The organism is Streptomyces sp. Je 1-4 4N24, assembly GCF_026239515.1.
Taxonomy (GTDB): Bacteria; Actinomycetota; Actinomycetes; order Streptomycetales; family Streptomycetaceae; genus Streptomyces; species Streptomyces nigrescens.
Genome location: NZ_CP110836.1, coordinates 2,766,109 through 2,782,475, shown reverse-complemented (window position 1 = coordinate 2,782,475; position 16,367 = coordinate 2,766,109). Strand labels below are relative to the sequence as shown.

The window sequence follows — 16,367 nt, the reverse complement described above, 5'->3', positions numbered from 1 at the left end:
GGCCGGTCAGCGTGTCGGGCCGAACTGACAAATGTCATGGCGATCCCGGGACAGGTGAAACTGTTGCCGGCCACGGCTGTGCACCAAGCTGATTGCGGCGCAGAGAGCAGCGCGGAGAGCAGCAGCGCACAGCAACGTGGGGGAGTACGCCGTGAGTCGGAGCGGGCCGGTGGCCGAGGGGGAGCGCGGCAATCCGCTGCTGAAGAGCCTTGCGCCGCTGATCGTGGACGCGGGCATCCCGGTGGCCTTGTACTACGTCCTCAGCGACGGCTTCGGCTTCAGCACGGTGGCCGCACTGGGCTGGAGCAGCGTGGTGCCGGCGCTGCGGACGGTGTGGGACCTGGTCAGCAGCCGCAGTGTCAACGGCCTCGCACTGCTGATGCTGGCCGTCAATGCGGTGGGCCTGGCGCTGAGCGCGGTGGCCGGTGATCCACGGCTGATGATGGCCAAGGACAGCGGTGTGAGCAGCGTGGTCGGGATCGCGATCCTCCTCTCCGTGCGGACGAAGCGGCCGCTGATGACGGCGGGGCTCAAGCCGTGGGTCACCAAGGGGAGCGCGGCCGGCAACGCCGCCTGGGACCGGCTGATAACCGGTTCGGAGCGGTTCCGGCGGGCCGAGCGGCGGTTCTCGGCGATATGGGGGACGGCGCTGCTGACCGAGTGCGTGGTCAAGGTCGTCGGTGCCTACACCGTGCCGGTGCACACCATGGTCTGGCTGGGCACGGTACTGACCGTGGTGGCCGTCCTGGCGGCGATGCTCATCGCCGGGGGCAGCTGCGCCGACCCGATGGAGAAGATGGTCAAGGCCGAAGCCGAAGCCGAAGCCGAGGTCGAGGTCCTGGTCGAAGCCGAGGCCGAGCGCCCCGCTGAGGCGGGCGGGGCGGACGCGGGGAGGGGCGCGGCCGCTGCCGCGACGGCCGGGGCGGGGAGCTGAGGAACGGCCGGGGGCGGCAGCGGCGTCAGATGCCGCGGGCGCAGCACTCGGGTGCCTGACGGGTGACCCGGGCGTTGCGCGCCGGCGCGCAGGGGCCGCGCGCAACGACGGGAAAACGGCTGGTCAACTGTGAGGTCCCGCACAGCGTGCGGTGCGGACGACCGGTGTGCGGCAGCCGTCACCGGTGCGCTGACCTGCGGGCATGCGGCGGGGAAGGGCGGAACGCAGGAGTCGGGCGATTGCGTACGGGAACGACGTGTCGTATATCCCACAGTCGATCAGCGGGGTGCCGCCAAATAGGGTCGACAAAGCGAAGGAACGTCGGCGGCTGTCGGACCGGGAAATGGTGACGACAAGCACTGGCAAGGAGTTGTAGGCCTTGTGAGGACTCGTCAGGGTCCGGACCGCAGGCGGCCTTTCCGCGGCCACGAAGGGAACGGAAGTCAATGTCGACTGTTCAATCTGAGGTCAAGCCCGGTATTCATACGGCCGGGCCGGCGACAGCCCTGTACGCCGAGCTGGTCCGGCGGAATCCCGGGGAGCCCGAGTTCCACCAGGCGGCACTGGAGGTGCTGGAGACGCTGGCCCCGATGCTGGCGGCCCGCCCGGAGTTCGCGGAGGCGAAGATCCTGGAGCGGATCTGTGAGCCGGAACGGCAGATCATGTTCCGGGTCCCCTGGCAGGACGATTCCGGGGCGATTCACATCAACCGCGGTTTCCGGGTGGAATTCAACAGCGCGCTCGGTCCGTACAAGGGCGGTCTGCGTTTCCACTCGTCCGTGAACCTGGGGATCGTCAAGTTCCTCGGTTTCGAACAAATCTTCAAGAATTCCCTTACCGGGCTGAACATCGGCGGCGGTAAGGGTGGCAGCGATTTCGATCCGCACGGTAAGTCGGACGCCGAAGTCATGCGATTCTGCCAGTCGTTCATGACGGAGCTGCACCGTCATCTCGGCGAGCACACGGACGTACCGGCCGGCGATATCGGCGTCGGCGGCCGGGAGATCGGTTTTCTCTTCGGCCAGTACCGGCGTATCACCAACCGCTGGGAGGCCGGTGTGCTCACCGGCAAGGGGCTGGCCTGGGGCGGCTCCAAGGCCCGTACGGAGGCCACCGGTTACGGCAACGTCCTCTTCACCGAGGAGATGCTCAAGCAGCGCGGTGAGGAGCTGGACGGGCAGCAGGTGGTGGTCTCCGGGTCCGGCAATGTCGCGATCTACACCATCCAGAAGGCGCAGGCGCTCGGCGCCAACGTGCTGACCTGCTCGGACTCCGGCGGCTATGTCGTCGACGAGAAGGGCATCGATCTGGACCTGCTGCGGCAGATCAAGGAGGTCGAGCGCGGCCGGATCAGCGAGTACGCCGAGCGGCGCGGGGTGTCGGCCACATACGTACCCGGTGGGCGGGTGTGGGATGTCGCGTGCGATGTGGCGCTGCCGTCGGCGACCCAGAACGAGCTGGACGCTGACGCCGCCCGGATCCTGGTCCGCAACGGCGTCAAGGCGGTCTCCGAGGGCGCCAACATGCCGACCACACCGGAGGCGGTGACGCTCCTCAAGTCGGCCGGTGTGGCCTTCGGCCCCGGTAAGGCCGCCAACGCGGGCGGTGTGGCGACCAGCGCGCTGGAGATGCGGCAGAACTCCGCGCGCGAGGCCTGGGCCTTCGACCGCACGGAGGGCGAGCTGGCGGCCATCATGCGCGGGATCCATCACCGCTGCTATGAGACCGCGGAACGCTTCGGGCTGCCGGGCGACTACGTCGCCGGCGCCAACATCGCCGGCTTCGAGCGGGTCGCGGAGGCGATGTTGGATCAGGGCCTGATCTAGCCGGAGGCCGTGGCCGGCCGAGCGGTCCGCACCGAACCGCCCGGCCGGCCGATCGTAAGGTGACCGCATGAATATCTGCGTTTTCTGCTCCGCCGCCGATCTCGACGACCGCTATGTCACCCCTGCCCGTGAGTTCGCCGAGCTCATCGGCCGCGGCGGGCATGCGCTGGTCTGGGGCGGTTCGGACGCCGGCCTGATGAAGGTCATGGCCGACGGGGTGCAGGAGGCCGGCGGGAAGCTGATCGGCGTCTCCGTGGAGTTCCTGGCGCACAAGGCGCGCGAAGGCGCCGATGAGATGGTCGTCACCAAGGACCTCGCCGAGCGGAAGGCGCAGATGCTGGTGCGCGCCGACGCCATCGTGATCATGGTTGGTGGTATGGGCACCCTGGACGAGGCCACCGAGATCCTGGAGCTGCGCAAGCACGGGATGCACGGCAAGCCGGTGGTGCTGCTCAACACCGCTGGTTTCTACGACGGATTGAAGGAGCAGTTCCAGCGGATGGAGGCGGAGGGCTTCCTGCCGCTTCCCCTCACCGAGCTGGTCTTCTTCGCGGCGGACGGCGTCGGTGCGCTGGCCTACCTGGAGGAGAAGGCGGGCTTCCAGGCCTGAGCCGCCGGGCCCCGCGTCCGGCCGCCCCGCTCGTTAGGATCGGCCCCATGGGTACGCACTTGATCACGGGCGCAGGATCGGGCATCGGAGCGGCGGTCGCACGACGGCTCGCGGACCGCGGGGAGGACCTGTGGCTGCTGGCGCGCAACGCGGTCCGGGCGAAGGAGCTGGCCGCGGAGTTCCCCGGCGCCCGTACGCTCGTGGGTGATCTCGCCAACCCCGAGAAGCTGTCCTGGGCCTTCGGGCAGCAGCCGCTGCCGGACCGTATCGACTCCCTCCTGCACAGTGCGGGCGTGATCGAGCTGGGCGCGGTCGCCGATCTGCCGGCCAAGGCCTGGCAGCGGCAGCTCGCCGCCAACCTGGTCGCGCCTGCCGAACTCACCCGTCTTTTGCTGCCGCTGGTGCGGGTCGCCCAGGGGCATGTCGTCTTCGTGAACTCCGGTGCCGGGCTGAGCGCCCGTGCCCAGTGGGGTGCGTACGCGGCGAGCAAGCACGGTCTGAAGGCGCTGGCCGACTCGCTGCGGGCGGAGGAGCACGACAACGGCGTCCGGGTCACCTCGGTCTATCCGGGGCGTACGGCCACGCCGATGCAGGAGAGTACCCACCGCCAGGAGGGCAAGGAGTACGACCCGTCCCGCTGGATCGACCCGGAGTCGGTGGCGACGGCCATCCTCACGGCCATCGATCTGCCGCGGGACGCGGAGATCAACGATGTGTCGGTGCGGCCCGGACGCTGAGGGCCGGGCCGGCTCTTTGGCGGTTTTCCACAGCTTCCGTACGTGCGGCGCTGCTTTTGCCGCGGCGACGTACGCTGCATGAGTGACCATTGAAGCGAAGTCGACCGCGGCGGCGGGGTGCGGGTTCCGGGAGATCCGGGGGCTCGTGACGGAGCTGAGCCGTCGGCTCGACGCCCATCAGCGCGGTCGGATCGCCGAGCTCGATCTGACGCCGACGCAGGCCAAGGCGCTGGAGGAGCTCGGCGAGCCGAAGACGGCGCGGGAGCTGGCCGCGGTGCTGTGCTGTGAGCCGCCGAACGTCACCTATGTCATCTCCAAGCTGGAGAAGCAGGGCCTGGTCGTGCGCCGGCCGCATCCTCTGGACGGGCGGGCCAAGCAGCTCGTACTCACCGATGCAGGGCGGGAGTTGCGGCTCGATCTGCTGCGGCGGATGGGTACGGCCTCGCCGCTCGATCATCTTTCGCGCGAGGAGCGGGCCGCGTTGCGCGATGGCCTGCTGAGGGCGCTGGGGAGGGGCGACTGATCCGCTCGTGGGAGTAACACGCCGCCGTGGCCCCGGGATGCACACCGCATTCCGGGGCCACGGCCGTTTCGTATGCGTTCAGTAAAGTTATAGCTGTAACTATTGCTCCGATGGATAGCTACAGCTTTAACTAAAATCATGATCACTGAGAAAGCCGCGTCGCACGCGACGGCGCACGAGGCCGGGACGCCCGCCCAGGGGCAGCGGCAGGGGCAGGGACAGGCGCAGACACCCGCTCCCTCGCCGGGCCGGTCCCGCGGCGGTGTCCAACTCCTCGTCCTGGCCCTCGGGTTCGTGATGGCGAGCCTGGACACCGGCATCATGAACGTCGCCGCGAGCGATCTGCGGACCCGGCTCGGACTGACCATGTCCGGCCTCACCTGGGTCGTCGACGGCTATGTCCTCGCCTTCGCCGCACTGCTGCTGCTCGCCGGATCGCTGGCGAAGCGGTTCGGCGCCCGCCGGATCTATCTCGTCGGGCTCGCCGTGTTCACCGCCGCGTCCCTGCTGGGCGCCGTCGCGCCGAACGGGGCGGTCCTGGTGGCGGCGCGCTTCGTCCAGGGAGTGGGCGCGGCGCTGTTCATGCCGAGCTCGCTGTCGCTGCTGATGCACGCCTTCCCCGAACCGGCGCGCCGGGCGAAGGTCCTGGGCATCTGGTCGGCGATCGTCTCCACCTCCGTAGGGCTGGCGCCAACCGTCGGCGGCCTCCTGGTCGGCACGCTCGGCTGGCGCAGCATCTTCCTCGTCAACCTCCCCATCGGCCTTGCCGGGTTGCTGCTGACCCGTCGGGTGATCGCGGCGGTCCCGGCCCGCGGCTCGGCGCTCGGCGGCAGTGGGCATGTCCTGGGCCTGCTGGCCCTCGGGGCGCTGAGTTACGCGCTCATCGAGGGGCCCGAGAGGGGCTGGTCCGCACCGCTGGTCCTGGGGGCGTTCGCGGTCGCGGCGGTCGCGGCGGCGGGCTTCCTCGTCCGTGAACGGGCCGTCCGCACCCCGATCCTGCCGGTCTCGCTCTTCGCCGACCGCCGCTTCGCCGCGGCCAATGCGGTCGGCTTCCTCTTCAACTTCGCGTTCTACGGGGCGCTGTTCGTCCTCGGCCTCTTCCTCCAGACCGCGCGCGGGGCGAGTCCGGTGACGGCGGGGCTGCAGATGCTGCCGGCCGTGCTGGTCCTCCCGTTCGGCAACATGCTCTACGCCCGGTTCGGCCCGCGGATCGGCGACCGGACCGCGCTCACCGCCTCTCTGGCGCTCTCGGCCGCGGGCTACGTCCTGCTGTTCCTGACCCTCGCACCCGGTCTGCCGTACTGGGCGCTCGCGGTGGTGCTCGCGCTCACCAACATCGGCGGTGGGGTCAGCTCCCCGGCGCTGACCGGGGTCCTGATGGCGGCCGCGGGCCGCGAACACACCGATATCGGCAGTGCCACCCTCAATGCCAACCGCCAGATCGGCTCGCTGGTGGGCATCGCCGGTATGGGCGCGGTACTGACGGGGGCGGGCGACGGCTACCAGGGCGCGGCCTTCGCCTTCGCCCTGACGGCGGGCGCACTGGCCGTCGCGGCGGTGGTCGGCCGGGTGGGCATCCGTACCCGGGCGTGAGCCGGAGGGACATACGCGCCCGGGCATGAGTCGGATGGGCCTACGCACCCGGGCGTGAGCGGCGTCCACGGCCCGGCCCGCGGGCCGTACCCCGCCTGGAGTGGTGGGGCGTACGCACCGGAGGGTGACCGCCGTACGCCTCCGGGCCGGGCGGACCGCGGCGTTCCGCGCCGCCTCACGCACGCACACCTGCCGCAGCACCCTGCCCCGCACACCTGCCGCACCCTGCCCCGCCCACCGGCGCATACCCTGCCTGAGTGAGCGAGAACAGCACGCAGAAGTGGACCGCGGGCGCGGCGACCGGGATCGGATCGATGCCGGGCGGTGACGCGCGGGAGGCGGCCAGGACCGTCACCGGATCGCTGGAGGCCTTCCCGTATCTGCCGGAGCTCCCGGCCCGGGGGCCCGGTGCCGACATGATCGGCCGGACCCTCGGAATGCTGGTCGAGGTCTACGGCCATGTGGAGCCCAGCGGCTGGCGGATCAGTGACCGGCCGGGCCGGGACACCCGGCGGGCGCACTCCTGGCTCGGGGAGGATCTCGACGCCCTGGAGGAGTTCACCCAGGGGTACGAGGGCCCGCTGAAGGTCTCCGCGGTCGGCCCGTGGACCCTGGCCGCCGCACTGGAGCTGCGCAATGGCGAGGCGGCCGTCGGTGACTCCGGTGCCTGCCGGGATCTCGCGGCGTCCCTGGCGGAGGGGCTGCGCGGCCATCTCGCGGACGTTCGGCGGCGGATCCCCGGCGCCCGGGTCGTGCTGCAGCTCGACGAGCCGTCGTTGACGGCGGTGCTCCAGGGGCGGGTGAAGACGGCGAGCGGCTACCGCACCCACCGGGCGGTGGACCGGGCGGTCGTCGAGGGCGCGCTGCGTGATCTTGTCGGGGTGGCGGAGGGCGGCCCCGTGGTCGTCCACTCGTGCGCGCCCGAGGTGCCCTTCGGGCTGCTGCGGCGGGCCGGTGTCACGGGCGTCTCGTTCGATTTCTCGCTGCTCACCGAGCGTGAGGAGGAGACGATCGGGGAGGCCGTCGAGGGCGGTACGACGCTGTTCGCGGGCGTGGTGCCGGGCGTGGACGGCCGATTGTCAGACCCTGCCGGTAGCGTCATGGGTGTCAGGACGCTGTGGCGCAGGCTGGGGCTGGCGCCGGGGACTCTCAGCGAGTCCGTGGTCATCACTCCGTCGTGCGGTCTGGCGGGCGCTTCGCCCGCTTATGCCCGCTCTGCTCTCGCCCACTGCGTCCGGGCGGCGAGATCACTCGCAGACAACCCTGAGTGACCGCACTCAAGGACCACGGGAGGACAAGACGGTGGCTGGCGAACAGCACGCAGCGGAATCCAAGGTGCCCGCAGCGGCGCGGGAGGAGCACGCGCAGCTCGCTGAGCAGATCGAGGAGCACCGCTTCCGGTATTACGTGAAGGACGCCCCGGTCGTCAGTGACGCGGAGTTCGACAAGCTGCTGCGCTCCCTGGAAGCCCTGGAGAACGAGCACCCCGAGCTGCGCACCCCCGATTCCCCGACCCAGAAGGTCGCCGGGGCCTACGCCACGGAGTTCACCGAGGTCGAGCACCGCGAGCGGATGCTCTCGCTCGACAACGCCTTCGACGACGAGGAGTTGGCGGGCTGGGCCGAGCGGATCGCCGGCGAGCTGGGCGGCGATCCCAAGAGCGCGGGGTATCACTTCCTGTGCGAGCTGAAGGTCGACGGTCTCGCCGTCAACCTCACCTACGAGCAGGGCCGGCTGACCCGCGCCGCCACCCGCGGCGACGGCCGTACGGGCGAGGACATCACCCCCAACGTCCGTACGATCGCCGAGATCCCGCACCGCCTGAAGGGCGACACGATCCCCGATCTGGTCGAGGTGCGCGGGGAGGTCTTCTTCCCGATGGAGAAGTTCCTCGCGCTCAACGAGCGGCTGGTGGCCGACGGCAAGCCGCCGTTCGCCAACCCTCGTAACGCCGCGGCCGGTTCGCTGCGCCAGAAGGACCCCAAGATCACCGCCAGCCGCCCGCTGCACATGGTCGTCCATGGCATCGGTGCCCGCGACGGCCTGGAGATCGACCGGCTGTCGCAGGCCTACGACCTGCTCAAGGAGTGGGGCCTGCCGACGGCCACGCACAACAGGGTCGTCGACTCCCTGGAGTCCGTACGGGAGTTCATCGGCCATTACGGCGATGCCGAGACCCGCCGTACCGCCGTCGAGCACGAGATCGACGGCGTGGTCGTCAAGCTGGACGAGATCCGGCTCCAGGGGCGGCTGGGCTCGACCTCCCGGGCGCCGCGCTGGGCGATCGCCTGGAAGTACCCGCCGGAGGAGGTCAACACCAAGCTGGTCGACATCCGCGTCGGCGTCGGCCGTACGGGACGGGTCACGCCGTATGCCGTGGTCGAGCCGGTGACGGTGGCCGGCTCCGAGGTGGAGTTCGCCACTCTGCACAACCAGGACGTGGTCAAGGCCAAGGGGGTGCTGATCGGGGACACCGTCGTGATCCGCAAGGCCGGCGACGTCATTCCGGAGATCCTGGGACCGGTCGTCGATCTGCGGGACGGCGGCGAGCGGGAGTTCGTGATGCCGGCCGAGTGCCCCGAGTGCGGGACGGCGCTGCAGCCCGCCAAGGAAGGCGATATCGACCTGCGGTGCCCCAATGCCCGCGCCTGCCCCGCCCAGATCCGTGAGCGGCTGTTCTACCTGGCCGGCCGCAAATGTCTGGACATCGAGAACTTCGGCTATGTCGCGGCGACGGCACTCAGCCAGCCGCTGGAGCCCGCGGAGCCGCCGCTGAAGGACGAGGGCGATCTTTTCGGCCTTTCCATCGAACAGCTGCTGCCCATCAAGTCCTACGTCCTCGACCCCGATTCCGGTCTGCCCAAGCGGGACCCGAAGACCGGCGAGGAGAAGGTCGTCACCTTCTTCGCCAACCAGAAGGGCGAGCCGAAGAAGAACGCCCTGGCCATGCTGGAGAACATCCAGGCGGCCAAGCAGCGCCCGCTGGCCCGGATCATCACCGGTCTGTCGATCCGGCATGTGGGCCCGGTGGCGGCCGAGGCGCTGGCGCGGGAGTTCCGCTCGATCGACCGCATCCGGGAGGCGGACGAGACGGAGCTGGCCGCCGTCGACGGTGTCGGGGCCACGATCGCCGCCTCGCTGAAGCAGTGGTTCGCCGAGGAGTGGCACCAGCAAATCATCGAGAGCTGGCGGGCCGCGGGCGTCCGAATGGAGGAGGAGCAAACGGGTGATGAGGGCCCGCGGCCACTGGAAGGCGTCACCGTCGTCGTAACGGGCACACTTCAGTCACACACCAGAGATGGCGCGAAAGAGGCCCTCCAGAACCTCGGAGCGAAGGTGACCGGTTCCGTTTCGAAGAAGACCGGATTCGTAGTGGTGGGCGACAACCCTGGTTCGAAGTACGACAAGGCCATGCAGTTGAAGGTCCCCGTGTTGGACGATGATGGCTTCGCGGTGCTGCTGGAGCAGGGTCCTGACGCAGCGCGAGCGGTAGCTGTCACTCCACCTGAGGAGGAGTGAGGTGTCACCTCATCGGCGCATACCAGATTGATCCGCGACGCCGGGTCGCATTCGGGCAACCGTCGTCGATCGCTGCCCGTCGCGGCCTTCCGCGGCCTACTGTTGAGGAGTGCGCCTGCCGTGGCGCGGGCACAGCCGGCTGTGAGAGGGATCGGAATGAAACCGACCGACAGCGCCGCTCCGGCGTCGCGGCTCCGGCGGCTCGTCGTGCCCGCGCTGCCCGCGACCATCGTCACCGTGGCGGGCCTCGCGCTCGCCACGGGCGTCATCGTGACTCTCGGGGAGGGTGAGGCACTGTTCCCCGGCGGCTCCGTGGGCTGGTCGCTGGCAATCCTCACCGGCATCATCGTCGGCCACCTGGTCGCCCTCGGCCGGGACCGCTGGTGGGGCGGCACGGGCTCCGGCGCCGCCCTCGCGCTCGCCGTTCTGCTGTTGTACGGCTGGATGCCCGCCGTCCTCGTCAGCCTCTCCGTGGTCGTTCTGGTCGGTGCCGCCCGGCGCCACCGCTGGCGACAGGCCGTGGTGCACGGTGCCGTGGACATCCTCGGCCTCGGCACCGCGGCGCTCGGCCTCGCCGCGTTCGGCGTGGTCTCCAGCGTCCGCCACCCCTGGGCCCCGCCGTCCTGGAACCTCGCCGTCCTCCCCGAAGTCGTCGTCACCGCCGCCGGCTACCTCTTCGTCAGCCGCGGTCTGCTCTGGGTCAGCCTCACCCCCCGCACCGGCCAGCTGCCCGCCATCCCCCGAACGGCCGTGGTCCGGCAGGCACTCGTCGGCATCGCGCTGCTCGGCATCTCCCCGCTGATCGCCGTCTGCGCCATCCACGCCCCCCTGCTGCTCCCGCTGTTCGCGGTCCCGCTCATCGCGCTGGACTCCACCCTCTGGATAGCCCGCGCCCGCGCCGAGGAGCAGCTGCGCGATCCGCTCACGGGCCTGCCCAACCGCCAGTGGCTGCTGGAGCGCACCTGGACCGCCCTGGACGACGCCGAGCGCGTCGGCGCCCGCTCGGCGCTGGTCCTCATCGACCTCGACCGCTTCCGCTCCGTCAACGACACCCTCGGCCACCTCGCCGGCGACCGCCTGCTGCTGCAGATCGCCGACCGTCTGCGGCACGCCCTCCCGCGCGGTGCCGAGGCGGCGCGGCTCGGCGGCGACGAGTTCGCCGTCCTGCTGCCCACCACCGACTCCCTCACCAGCTCCCAGCGGGCGGCCCGCAATCTGGTCGCCGCCCTCGGCTCCCCGCTGGACCTCGACGGACTGACCCTCGTGCTCGAAGCCAGCGCGGGGGTCGCCGTCTTCCCCGACCACGCCCTCGACGCCGAGGGGCTGCTGCGCCGCGCCGATGTGGCGATGTACCAGGCCAAGCGCGACCGCAGCGGTGTCGAGCTCTACGAGGCCAAGCGGGACGGCAACACCCCCGACCGGCTCGGCCTGTTGGGCGATCTGCGCCGCGCCCTGGACGCCGGCGACGTCGAACTGCACTACCAGCCCAAGGTCGGCTTCGACGGGCATGTCGCCGGACTGGAGGCGCTGGTCCGCTGGGTGCACCCGGACCGCGGCCGGGTGCCACCGGACGAGTTCATCGCCATCGCCGAGTCCTCCGGACTGATGCCCCGGCTGACGGAGTACGTCCTGGAGACCGCGCTCGCCCAGGTGGCGCGCTGGCGCGCGATGGGCCTGGAGGTGCCGGTCGCCGTCAATGTCTCCCCACGGGATGTGCACTCCCCGGGCTTCGCCGGAGCGGTCGCCGCGCGGCTCGCCCGGCACCGGGTCCCCCCGGGCGCCCTCCAACTGGAGATAACCGAGCATGTCCTCCTGGAGGACCCGCAGCGGGCCGCGGACACCCTGGCCGGGCTCACCGCGCACGGCGTCAAGATGTCCCTCGACGACTTCGGCACCGGCTACTCCTCCCTCGTCCACCTGAGGCGCCTCCCGGTCAGCGAGCTCAAGATCGACCGCTCGTTCGTGGCCCGGCTGGCCGTCGACACCGAGGACGCGGAGATCGTCCGCTGCACCCTCGACCTCGCCCACTCCCTCGGCCTCCTGGTCGTCGCGGAGGGCGTCGAGGACGACGAGACCTGGGAACGGCTGCGCGACCTCGGCTGCGACGCCGTACAGGGCTGGCTGGTGGCCGCGGCGATGCCACCGGACGAAACCACGGCCTGGCTGAGAGCCCGCGGAGAACGCGGCTGGCAGCGCGAATCGGAGACGGCCGCCCTGGCGGCGGAGAAGGCCGCCGAGCGCCCTTCGGGACAGGTCTTGAACTGACCCGGCCACCGGCCGTCCCGTGTCCCCGCTCCGAAGAACCCGCGCAGGCGCCCCCGTCCGAGGACCGGCCCAACGAGGATGGGCACGCACCGTCATCCGAGCAGCCCGAGCCCGATACGGCCGACGCGCCCATCGAGCCCGCTCCGCATGTCGAGTCCGGTACGAACGGCCCGTCCGCGGTGCCCGGCCCGCCCGACGGGCCCGGCTTATCCGACGAGCCCACCCCGCATGTCGAGTCCGGCGCATCCGACGAGCCCGCCTCGCCCGACGAACCCATCGAGCCCATCCGGCCCGACGAGCCCGCCTCGCCCGACGAACCCATCGAGCCCACCCGGCCCGACGAGCCCGCCTCGCCCGACGAACCCAACGAGCCCACCCGGCCCGACGACCCCTCCGAGCCCGCCCCGTCCCACGAGACGGACGAGCCCGGAGCGGCGGACGAGGCGGCGGACGACGCGGCGGAGGAGGTGCCGGACGACGCGGCGGAGGAGGTGCCGGAGGAGGTGCCGGAGGAGGTGCCGGAGGAGGTGCCGGACGGCGGCGATGAGCCCTCCCCGCCGGAGGCTCCCTAGCGGGCCGCGGTGTGCGTCGGGGGATCTTGGAAACGGTCCGTGTCCGGCGCCGGCGGCCGCTCCCGGCGAAACGGTTTCGCGGCAGCTCTTCCGTACGCCATAGGATTGGGCCGGAAAAGTTCACAGGAGCATTCGCCGAGAAGACTCCGCCTGGACATTCCGCCCGGAACACTCCGCCAAGAACACCAGAGGATCGCTGCATGCCTGGCATCACGCGCGAGGAGGTCGCTCACCTCGCCCGGCTGGCACGTCTGGAGCTGAAGGCCGAAGAGCTCGACCACTTCGCCGGACAGCTCGACGACATCATCGGCGCGGTCGCCCGCGTCTCCGAGGTCGCCGATCAAGACGTACCGCCGACCTCCCACCCGCTGCCCCTGACCAACGTCATGCGGCCGGACGAGGTCCGTCCGTCGCTGACCCCCGAGCAGGCGCTCTCCGGCGCCCCGGCCCAGGAGCAGCAGCGTTTCAAGGTGCCGCAGATCCTGGGGGAGGAGTGACCGACATGGCAGACCTGATCAAGCTCACCGCCGCCGAGATCGCGGCGAAGATCGCCTCCGGCGAGCTCACCGCCGTCGAGGTGACCGAGGCCCACCTGGCCCGCATCGAGGCCGTCGACGAGAAGGTGCACGCCTTCCTGCACGTCGACCGTGAGGGCGCGCTCGCCCAGGCCCGCGCCGTGGACGAGAAGAAGGCCCGCGGCGAGAAGCTCGGCCCGCTGGCCGGTGTCCCGCTCGCGCTCAAGGACATCTTCACGACGGAGGGCATTCCCACCACCGTCGGCTCGAAGATCCTCGAAGGCTGGCTGCCGCCGTACGACGCGACGCTCACCAAGAAGCTCAAGGCTGCCGACGTCGTCATCCTCGGCAAGACCAACATGGACGAGTTCGCCATGGGGTCGTCGACGGAGAACAGCGCCTACGGGCCGACCGGCAACCCCTGGGACCTGACCAAGATCCCCGGCGGCTCCGGCGGCGGCTCCAGCGCCGCCCTCGCCTCCTACGAGGCCCCGCTCGCCATCGGCACGGACACCGGCGGCTCCATCCGCCAGCCCGCGTCCGTCACCGGCACGGTCGGCGTCAAGCCCACCTACGGCGGCGTCTCCCGCTACGGCATGGTGGCCTTCTCCAGCTCCCTGGACCAGGGCGGGCCCTGCGCCCGTACGGTCCTGGACGCGGCGCTGCTCCACGAGGTCATCGCCGGCCACGACCCGCTGGACTCCACCTCCATCGACGCGCCGGTCCCGGCGGTCGTCGAGGCGGCCCGCAACGGCAGCGTCGAGGGCATGCGCGTCGGCGTCGTCAAGCAGTTCCGCGGCGAGGGCTACCAGGCCGGTGTCATCCAGCGCTTCGACGAGTCGGTCGCGCTGATGAAGGAGCTGGGCGCCGAGATCGTCGAGCTGGACTGCCCGTCCTTCGACCTCGCGCTGTCCGCGTACTACCTCATCGCGCCCTCGGAGTGCTCCTCCAACCTGGCCCGCTTCGACGCCATGCGGTACGGCCTGCGGGTCGGCGACGACGGCACCAAGTCCGCCGAGGACGTCACGGCCCTGACCCGTGAGGCCGGCTTCGGCCCCGAGGTCAAGCGCCGGATCATCCTCGGTACGTACGCGCTCAGCTCCGGCTACTACGACGCGTACTACGGCTCCGCCCAGAAGGTGCGGACGCTGATCACCCGCGACTTCGAGAAGGCCTTCGAACAGGTCGATGTGATCGTTTCGCCGACCACGCCGACCACCGCCTTCCCGATCGGCGAGCGCGCCGACGACCCGATGGCGATGTACCTCGCCGACCTGTGCACGATCCCCACCAACCTGGCAGGCAACGCGGCGATGTCGCTGCCCTGCGGCCTGGCCCCCGAGGACGGGATGCCGGTGGGCCTGCAGATCATCGCTCCTGCCATGGCCGACGACCGGCTCTACAAGGTCGGTGCCGCGGTCGAGGCCGCGTTCACCGCCAAGTGGGGCCACCCGCTGCTTGAGGAGGCACCTGCACTGTGAGCGCCATGACCAAGAAGGCCAAGAACTTCAAGAAGTCCAAGGGCGGCCTGTATCTGTCGATCGGCAGCACCGCGTTCGGCGCCCTCAGCGTCGCGAAGCAGGCCAAGCTGGCCCGTCAGGAGAACGACACGCTCCGACTGATCGACGCCGCCGTTTCGGCCGCGGCGATCGTCACCGGCCTGGCGATCCTCTACCGCGAACTGAAGCGCCTGGGCGACGACGACGTCCTGCTGGGCTGAGAGGGAAAGTTTCACCGTGACTGTCACTGACCTGGTGTCGTACGAGGACGCCCTCGCGACGTACGACCCCGTCATGGGCCTTGAGGTCCATGTCGAGCTCGGCACCAAGACCAAGATGTTCTGCGGGTGTTCCACCACCCTGGGCTCGGATGCCAATGCGCAGACCTGCCCCACCTGCCTGGGCCTGCCCGGCTCGCTGCCCGTCGTCAACGCGATCGGCGTCGAGTCCGCGATCAAGATCGGCCTGGCGCTGAACTGCTCCATCGCCGAGTGGTGCCGCTTCGCCCGGAAGAACTACTTCTATCCGGACATGCCCAAGAACTTCCAGACCTCCCAGTACGACGAGCCGATCGCCTTCGACGGTTACCTCGACGTACAGCTGGAGGACGGGGAGATCTTCCGGGTGCACATCGAGCGCGCCCACATGGAGGAGGACACCGGCAAGTCCACCCACATCGGTGGTGCCACCGGCCGTATCCACGGCGCCCGGCACTCGCTCCTGGACTACAACCGCGCCGGTATCCCGCTCATCGAGATCGTCACCAAGCCCATCGAGGGCGCGGGCGAGCGGGCCCCCGAGGTCGCCAAGGCGTACGTTGCCGAGCTGCGCGAGCTCATCAAGGCGCTGGGCGTCTCCGAGGCCCGCATGGAGCAGGGCCAGATGCGCTGCGACGTGAACCTCTCGCTGCGCCCCAACGGCACCGAGAAGTTCGGTACGCGTTCGGAGACCAAGAACGTCAACTCCCTGCGCTCCGTGGAGCGTGCGGCCCGGTTCGAGATCCAGCGGCACGCCGCGGTGCTCTCCTCCGGCGGCACGATCGTCCAGGAGACCCGGCACTTCCACGAGGAGGACGGCTCCACGACAGCCGGCCGCATCAAGGACAACGCCGAGGACTACCGCTACTTCCCCGAGCCGGACCTGGTGCCGGTGGCCCCCTCGCGTGAGTGGGTCGAGGAACTGCGGGCCACGCTCCCCGAGCTGCCGCGGGTGCGCCGCAACCGGCTGCGCGAGGAGTGGGGCATCTCCGAGCACGACATGCAGTCGATCCTCAACGCGGGCGCGGTCGACCTGATCACCGCCACCGTCGACGCCGGAGCGGACTCCGCCTCGGCCCGTAAGTGGTGGATGGGCGAGCTGGCCCGCCGCGCCAACGAGGACGGTGTCGAGCTGGCCGCCCTGCCGATCACCCCCGAGCAGGTCGCCCGGGTCACCGCGCTGGTCGCCGACGGCTCCCTCAACGACAAGCTGGCCCGCCAGACCATCGAGGGCGTGCTGGCCGGCGAGGGCGACCCGGACACCGTCGTCGAGAAGCGCGGCCTCAAGGTCGTCTCCGACGAAGGCGCCCTGGGCACCGCCGTCGACGAGGCGATCGCCGCCAACGCCGCCATCGCCGACAAGATCCGCGGCGGCAAGGTGGCCGCGGCCGGTGCCCTGGTCGGCGCGGTCATGAAGGCCACGCGAGGCCAGGCGGACGCGGCCCGGGTGCGGGAGCTGATCCTGGAGAAGCTGGGCGTCGAGGGCTGACGCGCCACTGATCCGCAGAGCGTGGAGC

General features: G+C 70.6%; 14 protein-coding genes. All 14 read left to right on the top strand.

Annotated features, from left to right (window positions below; all coding sequences use genetic code 11):
• The first annotated feature begins 151 nt into the window (after positions 1-151).
• Positions 152-934 carry a VC0807 family protein gene (locus SLV14N_RS11730; RefSeq protein WP_259670242.1) on the top strand — a complete coding sequence of 261 codons (783 nt, stop codon included), beginning with the start codon at positions 152-154 and terminating at the stop codon, positions 932-934.
• A gap of 446 nt (positions 935-1,380) precedes the next feature.
• The gene (gdhA, locus tag SLV14N_RS11725; RefSeq protein WP_208680877.1) at positions 1,381-2,760 is read left to right on the top strand and encodes an NADP-specific glutamate dehydrogenase; all 1,380 of its coding nucleotides are present in this window, start codon (positions 1,381-1,383) and stop codon (positions 2,758-2,760) included.
• A 67-nt stretch (positions 2,761-2,827) separates the two neighbouring features.
• Complete coding sequence (locus SLV14N_RS11720; protein WP_208680876.1) at positions 2,828-3,370, top strand: TIGR00730 family Rossman fold protein; 543 nt, start codon at positions 2,828-2,830, stop codon at positions 3,368-3,370.
• Positions 3,371-3,417: 47 nt separating this feature from the next.
• The gene (locus SLV14N_RS11715) at positions 3,418-4,107 is read left to right on the top strand and encodes an SDR family oxidoreductase (protein ID WP_018087260.1); all 690 of its coding nucleotides are present in this window, start codon (positions 3,418-3,420) and stop codon (positions 4,105-4,107) included.
• 145 nt (positions 4,108-4,252) lie between these two features.
• Positions 4,253-4,630: a MarR family winged helix-turn-helix transcriptional regulator gene (locus tag SLV14N_RS11710; RefSeq protein WP_208687825.1), complete on the top strand. Its 378-nt coding sequence runs from the start codon at positions 4,253-4,255 to the stop codon at positions 4,628-4,630.
• A 138-nt stretch (positions 4,631-4,768) separates the two neighbouring features.
• Positions 4,769-6,223, top strand: coding sequence for an MFS transporter (locus SLV14N_RS11705; protein WP_259670241.1), 1,455 nt, complete (start codon positions 4,769-4,771; stop codon positions 6,221-6,223).
• A gap of 257 nt (positions 6,224-6,480) precedes the next feature.
• Positions 6,481-7,494 (top strand): methionine synthase, encoded by a 1,014-nt coding sequence (locus tag SLV14N_RS11700; protein ID WP_263269274.1) that lies wholly within the window; start codon positions 6,481-6,483, stop codon positions 7,492-7,494.
• A 31-nt stretch (positions 7,495-7,525) separates the two neighbouring features.
• Entirely contained in the window at positions 7,526-9,742 is a 2,217-nt protein-coding gene (gene ligA / locus SLV14N_RS11695) for an NAD-dependent DNA ligase LigA (protein ID WP_263269273.1), read from the top strand.
• Positions 9,743-9,898: 156 nt separating this feature from the next.
• A complete protein-coding gene (locus tag SLV14N_RS11690; RefSeq protein WP_018087255.1) occupies positions 9,899-12,007 on the top strand; it encodes a bifunctional diguanylate cyclase/phosphodiesterase in 2,109 nt (702 codons plus the stop codon).
• Positions 12,008-12,186: 179 nt separating this feature from the next.
• A complete protein-coding gene (locus tag SLV14N_RS11685) occupies positions 12,187-12,579 on the top strand; it encodes a hypothetical protein (protein WP_263269272.1) in 393 nt (130 codons plus the stop codon).
• Positions 12,580-12,779: 200 nt separating this feature from the next.
• The gene (gene gatC, locus SLV14N_RS11680; protein ID WP_006602950.1) at positions 12,780-13,076 is read left to right on the top strand and encodes an Asp-tRNA(Asn)/Glu-tRNA(Gln) amidotransferase subunit GatC; all 297 of its coding nucleotides are present in this window, start codon (positions 12,780-12,782) and stop codon (positions 13,074-13,076) included.
• Positions 13,073-14,575 carry an Asp-tRNA(Asn)/Glu-tRNA(Gln) amidotransferase subunit GatA gene (gene gatA, locus SLV14N_RS11675; protein ID WP_208680873.1) on the top strand — a complete coding sequence of 501 codons (1,503 nt, stop codon included), beginning with the start codon at positions 13,073-13,075 and terminating at the stop codon, positions 14,573-14,575. Before gatC ends, gatA begins: the two co-directional genes overlap by 4 nt.
• Positions 14,576-14,580: 5 nt before the next feature.
• Positions 14,581-14,814 carry a hypothetical protein gene (locus SLV14N_RS11670; RefSeq protein ID WP_030087700.1) on the top strand — a complete coding sequence of 78 codons (234 nt, stop codon included), beginning with the start codon at positions 14,581-14,583 and terminating at the stop codon, positions 14,812-14,814.
• Positions 14,815-14,830: 16 nt separating this feature from the next.
• Positions 14,831-16,339 (top strand): Asp-tRNA(Asn)/Glu-tRNA(Gln) amidotransferase subunit GatB, encoded by a 1,509-nt coding sequence (gene gatB, locus SLV14N_RS11665; RefSeq protein ID WP_208680872.1) that lies wholly within the window; start codon positions 14,831-14,833, stop codon positions 16,337-16,339.
• The last annotated feature ends 28 nt before the right edge of the window (positions 16,340-16,367 follow it).

Excerpts from the sequence above, each read along its gene's own strand:
- SLV14N_RS11690 (WP_018087255.1), top strand. The coding sequence starts at position 9,899 with ATGAAACCGACCGACAGCGCCGCTCCGGCGTCGCGGCTCCGGCGGCTC.
- gdhA (WP_208680877.1), top strand. The coding sequence starts at position 1,381 with ATGTCGACTGTTCAATCTGAGGTCAAGCCCGGTATTCATACGGCCGGG.
- SLV14N_RS11705 (WP_259670241.1), top strand. The coding sequence starts at position 4,769 with ATGATCACTGAGAAAGCCGCGTCGCACGCGACGGCGCACGAGGCCGGG.
- SLV14N_RS11715 (WP_018087260.1), top strand. The coding sequence starts at position 3,418 with ATGGGTACGCACTTGATCACGGGCGCAGGATCGGGCATCGGAGCGGCG.
- SLV14N_RS11670 (WP_030087700.1), top strand. The coding sequence starts at position 14,581 with ATGACCAAGAAGGCCAAGAACTTCAAGAAGTCCAAGGGCGGCCTGTAT.
- gatC (WP_006602950.1), top strand. The coding sequence starts at position 12,780 with ATGCCTGGCATCACGCGCGAGGAGGTCGCTCACCTCGCCCGGCTGGCA.
- SLV14N_RS11720 (WP_208680876.1), top strand. The coding sequence starts at position 2,828 with ATGAATATCTGCGTTTTCTGCTCCGCCGCCGATCTCGACGACCGCTAT.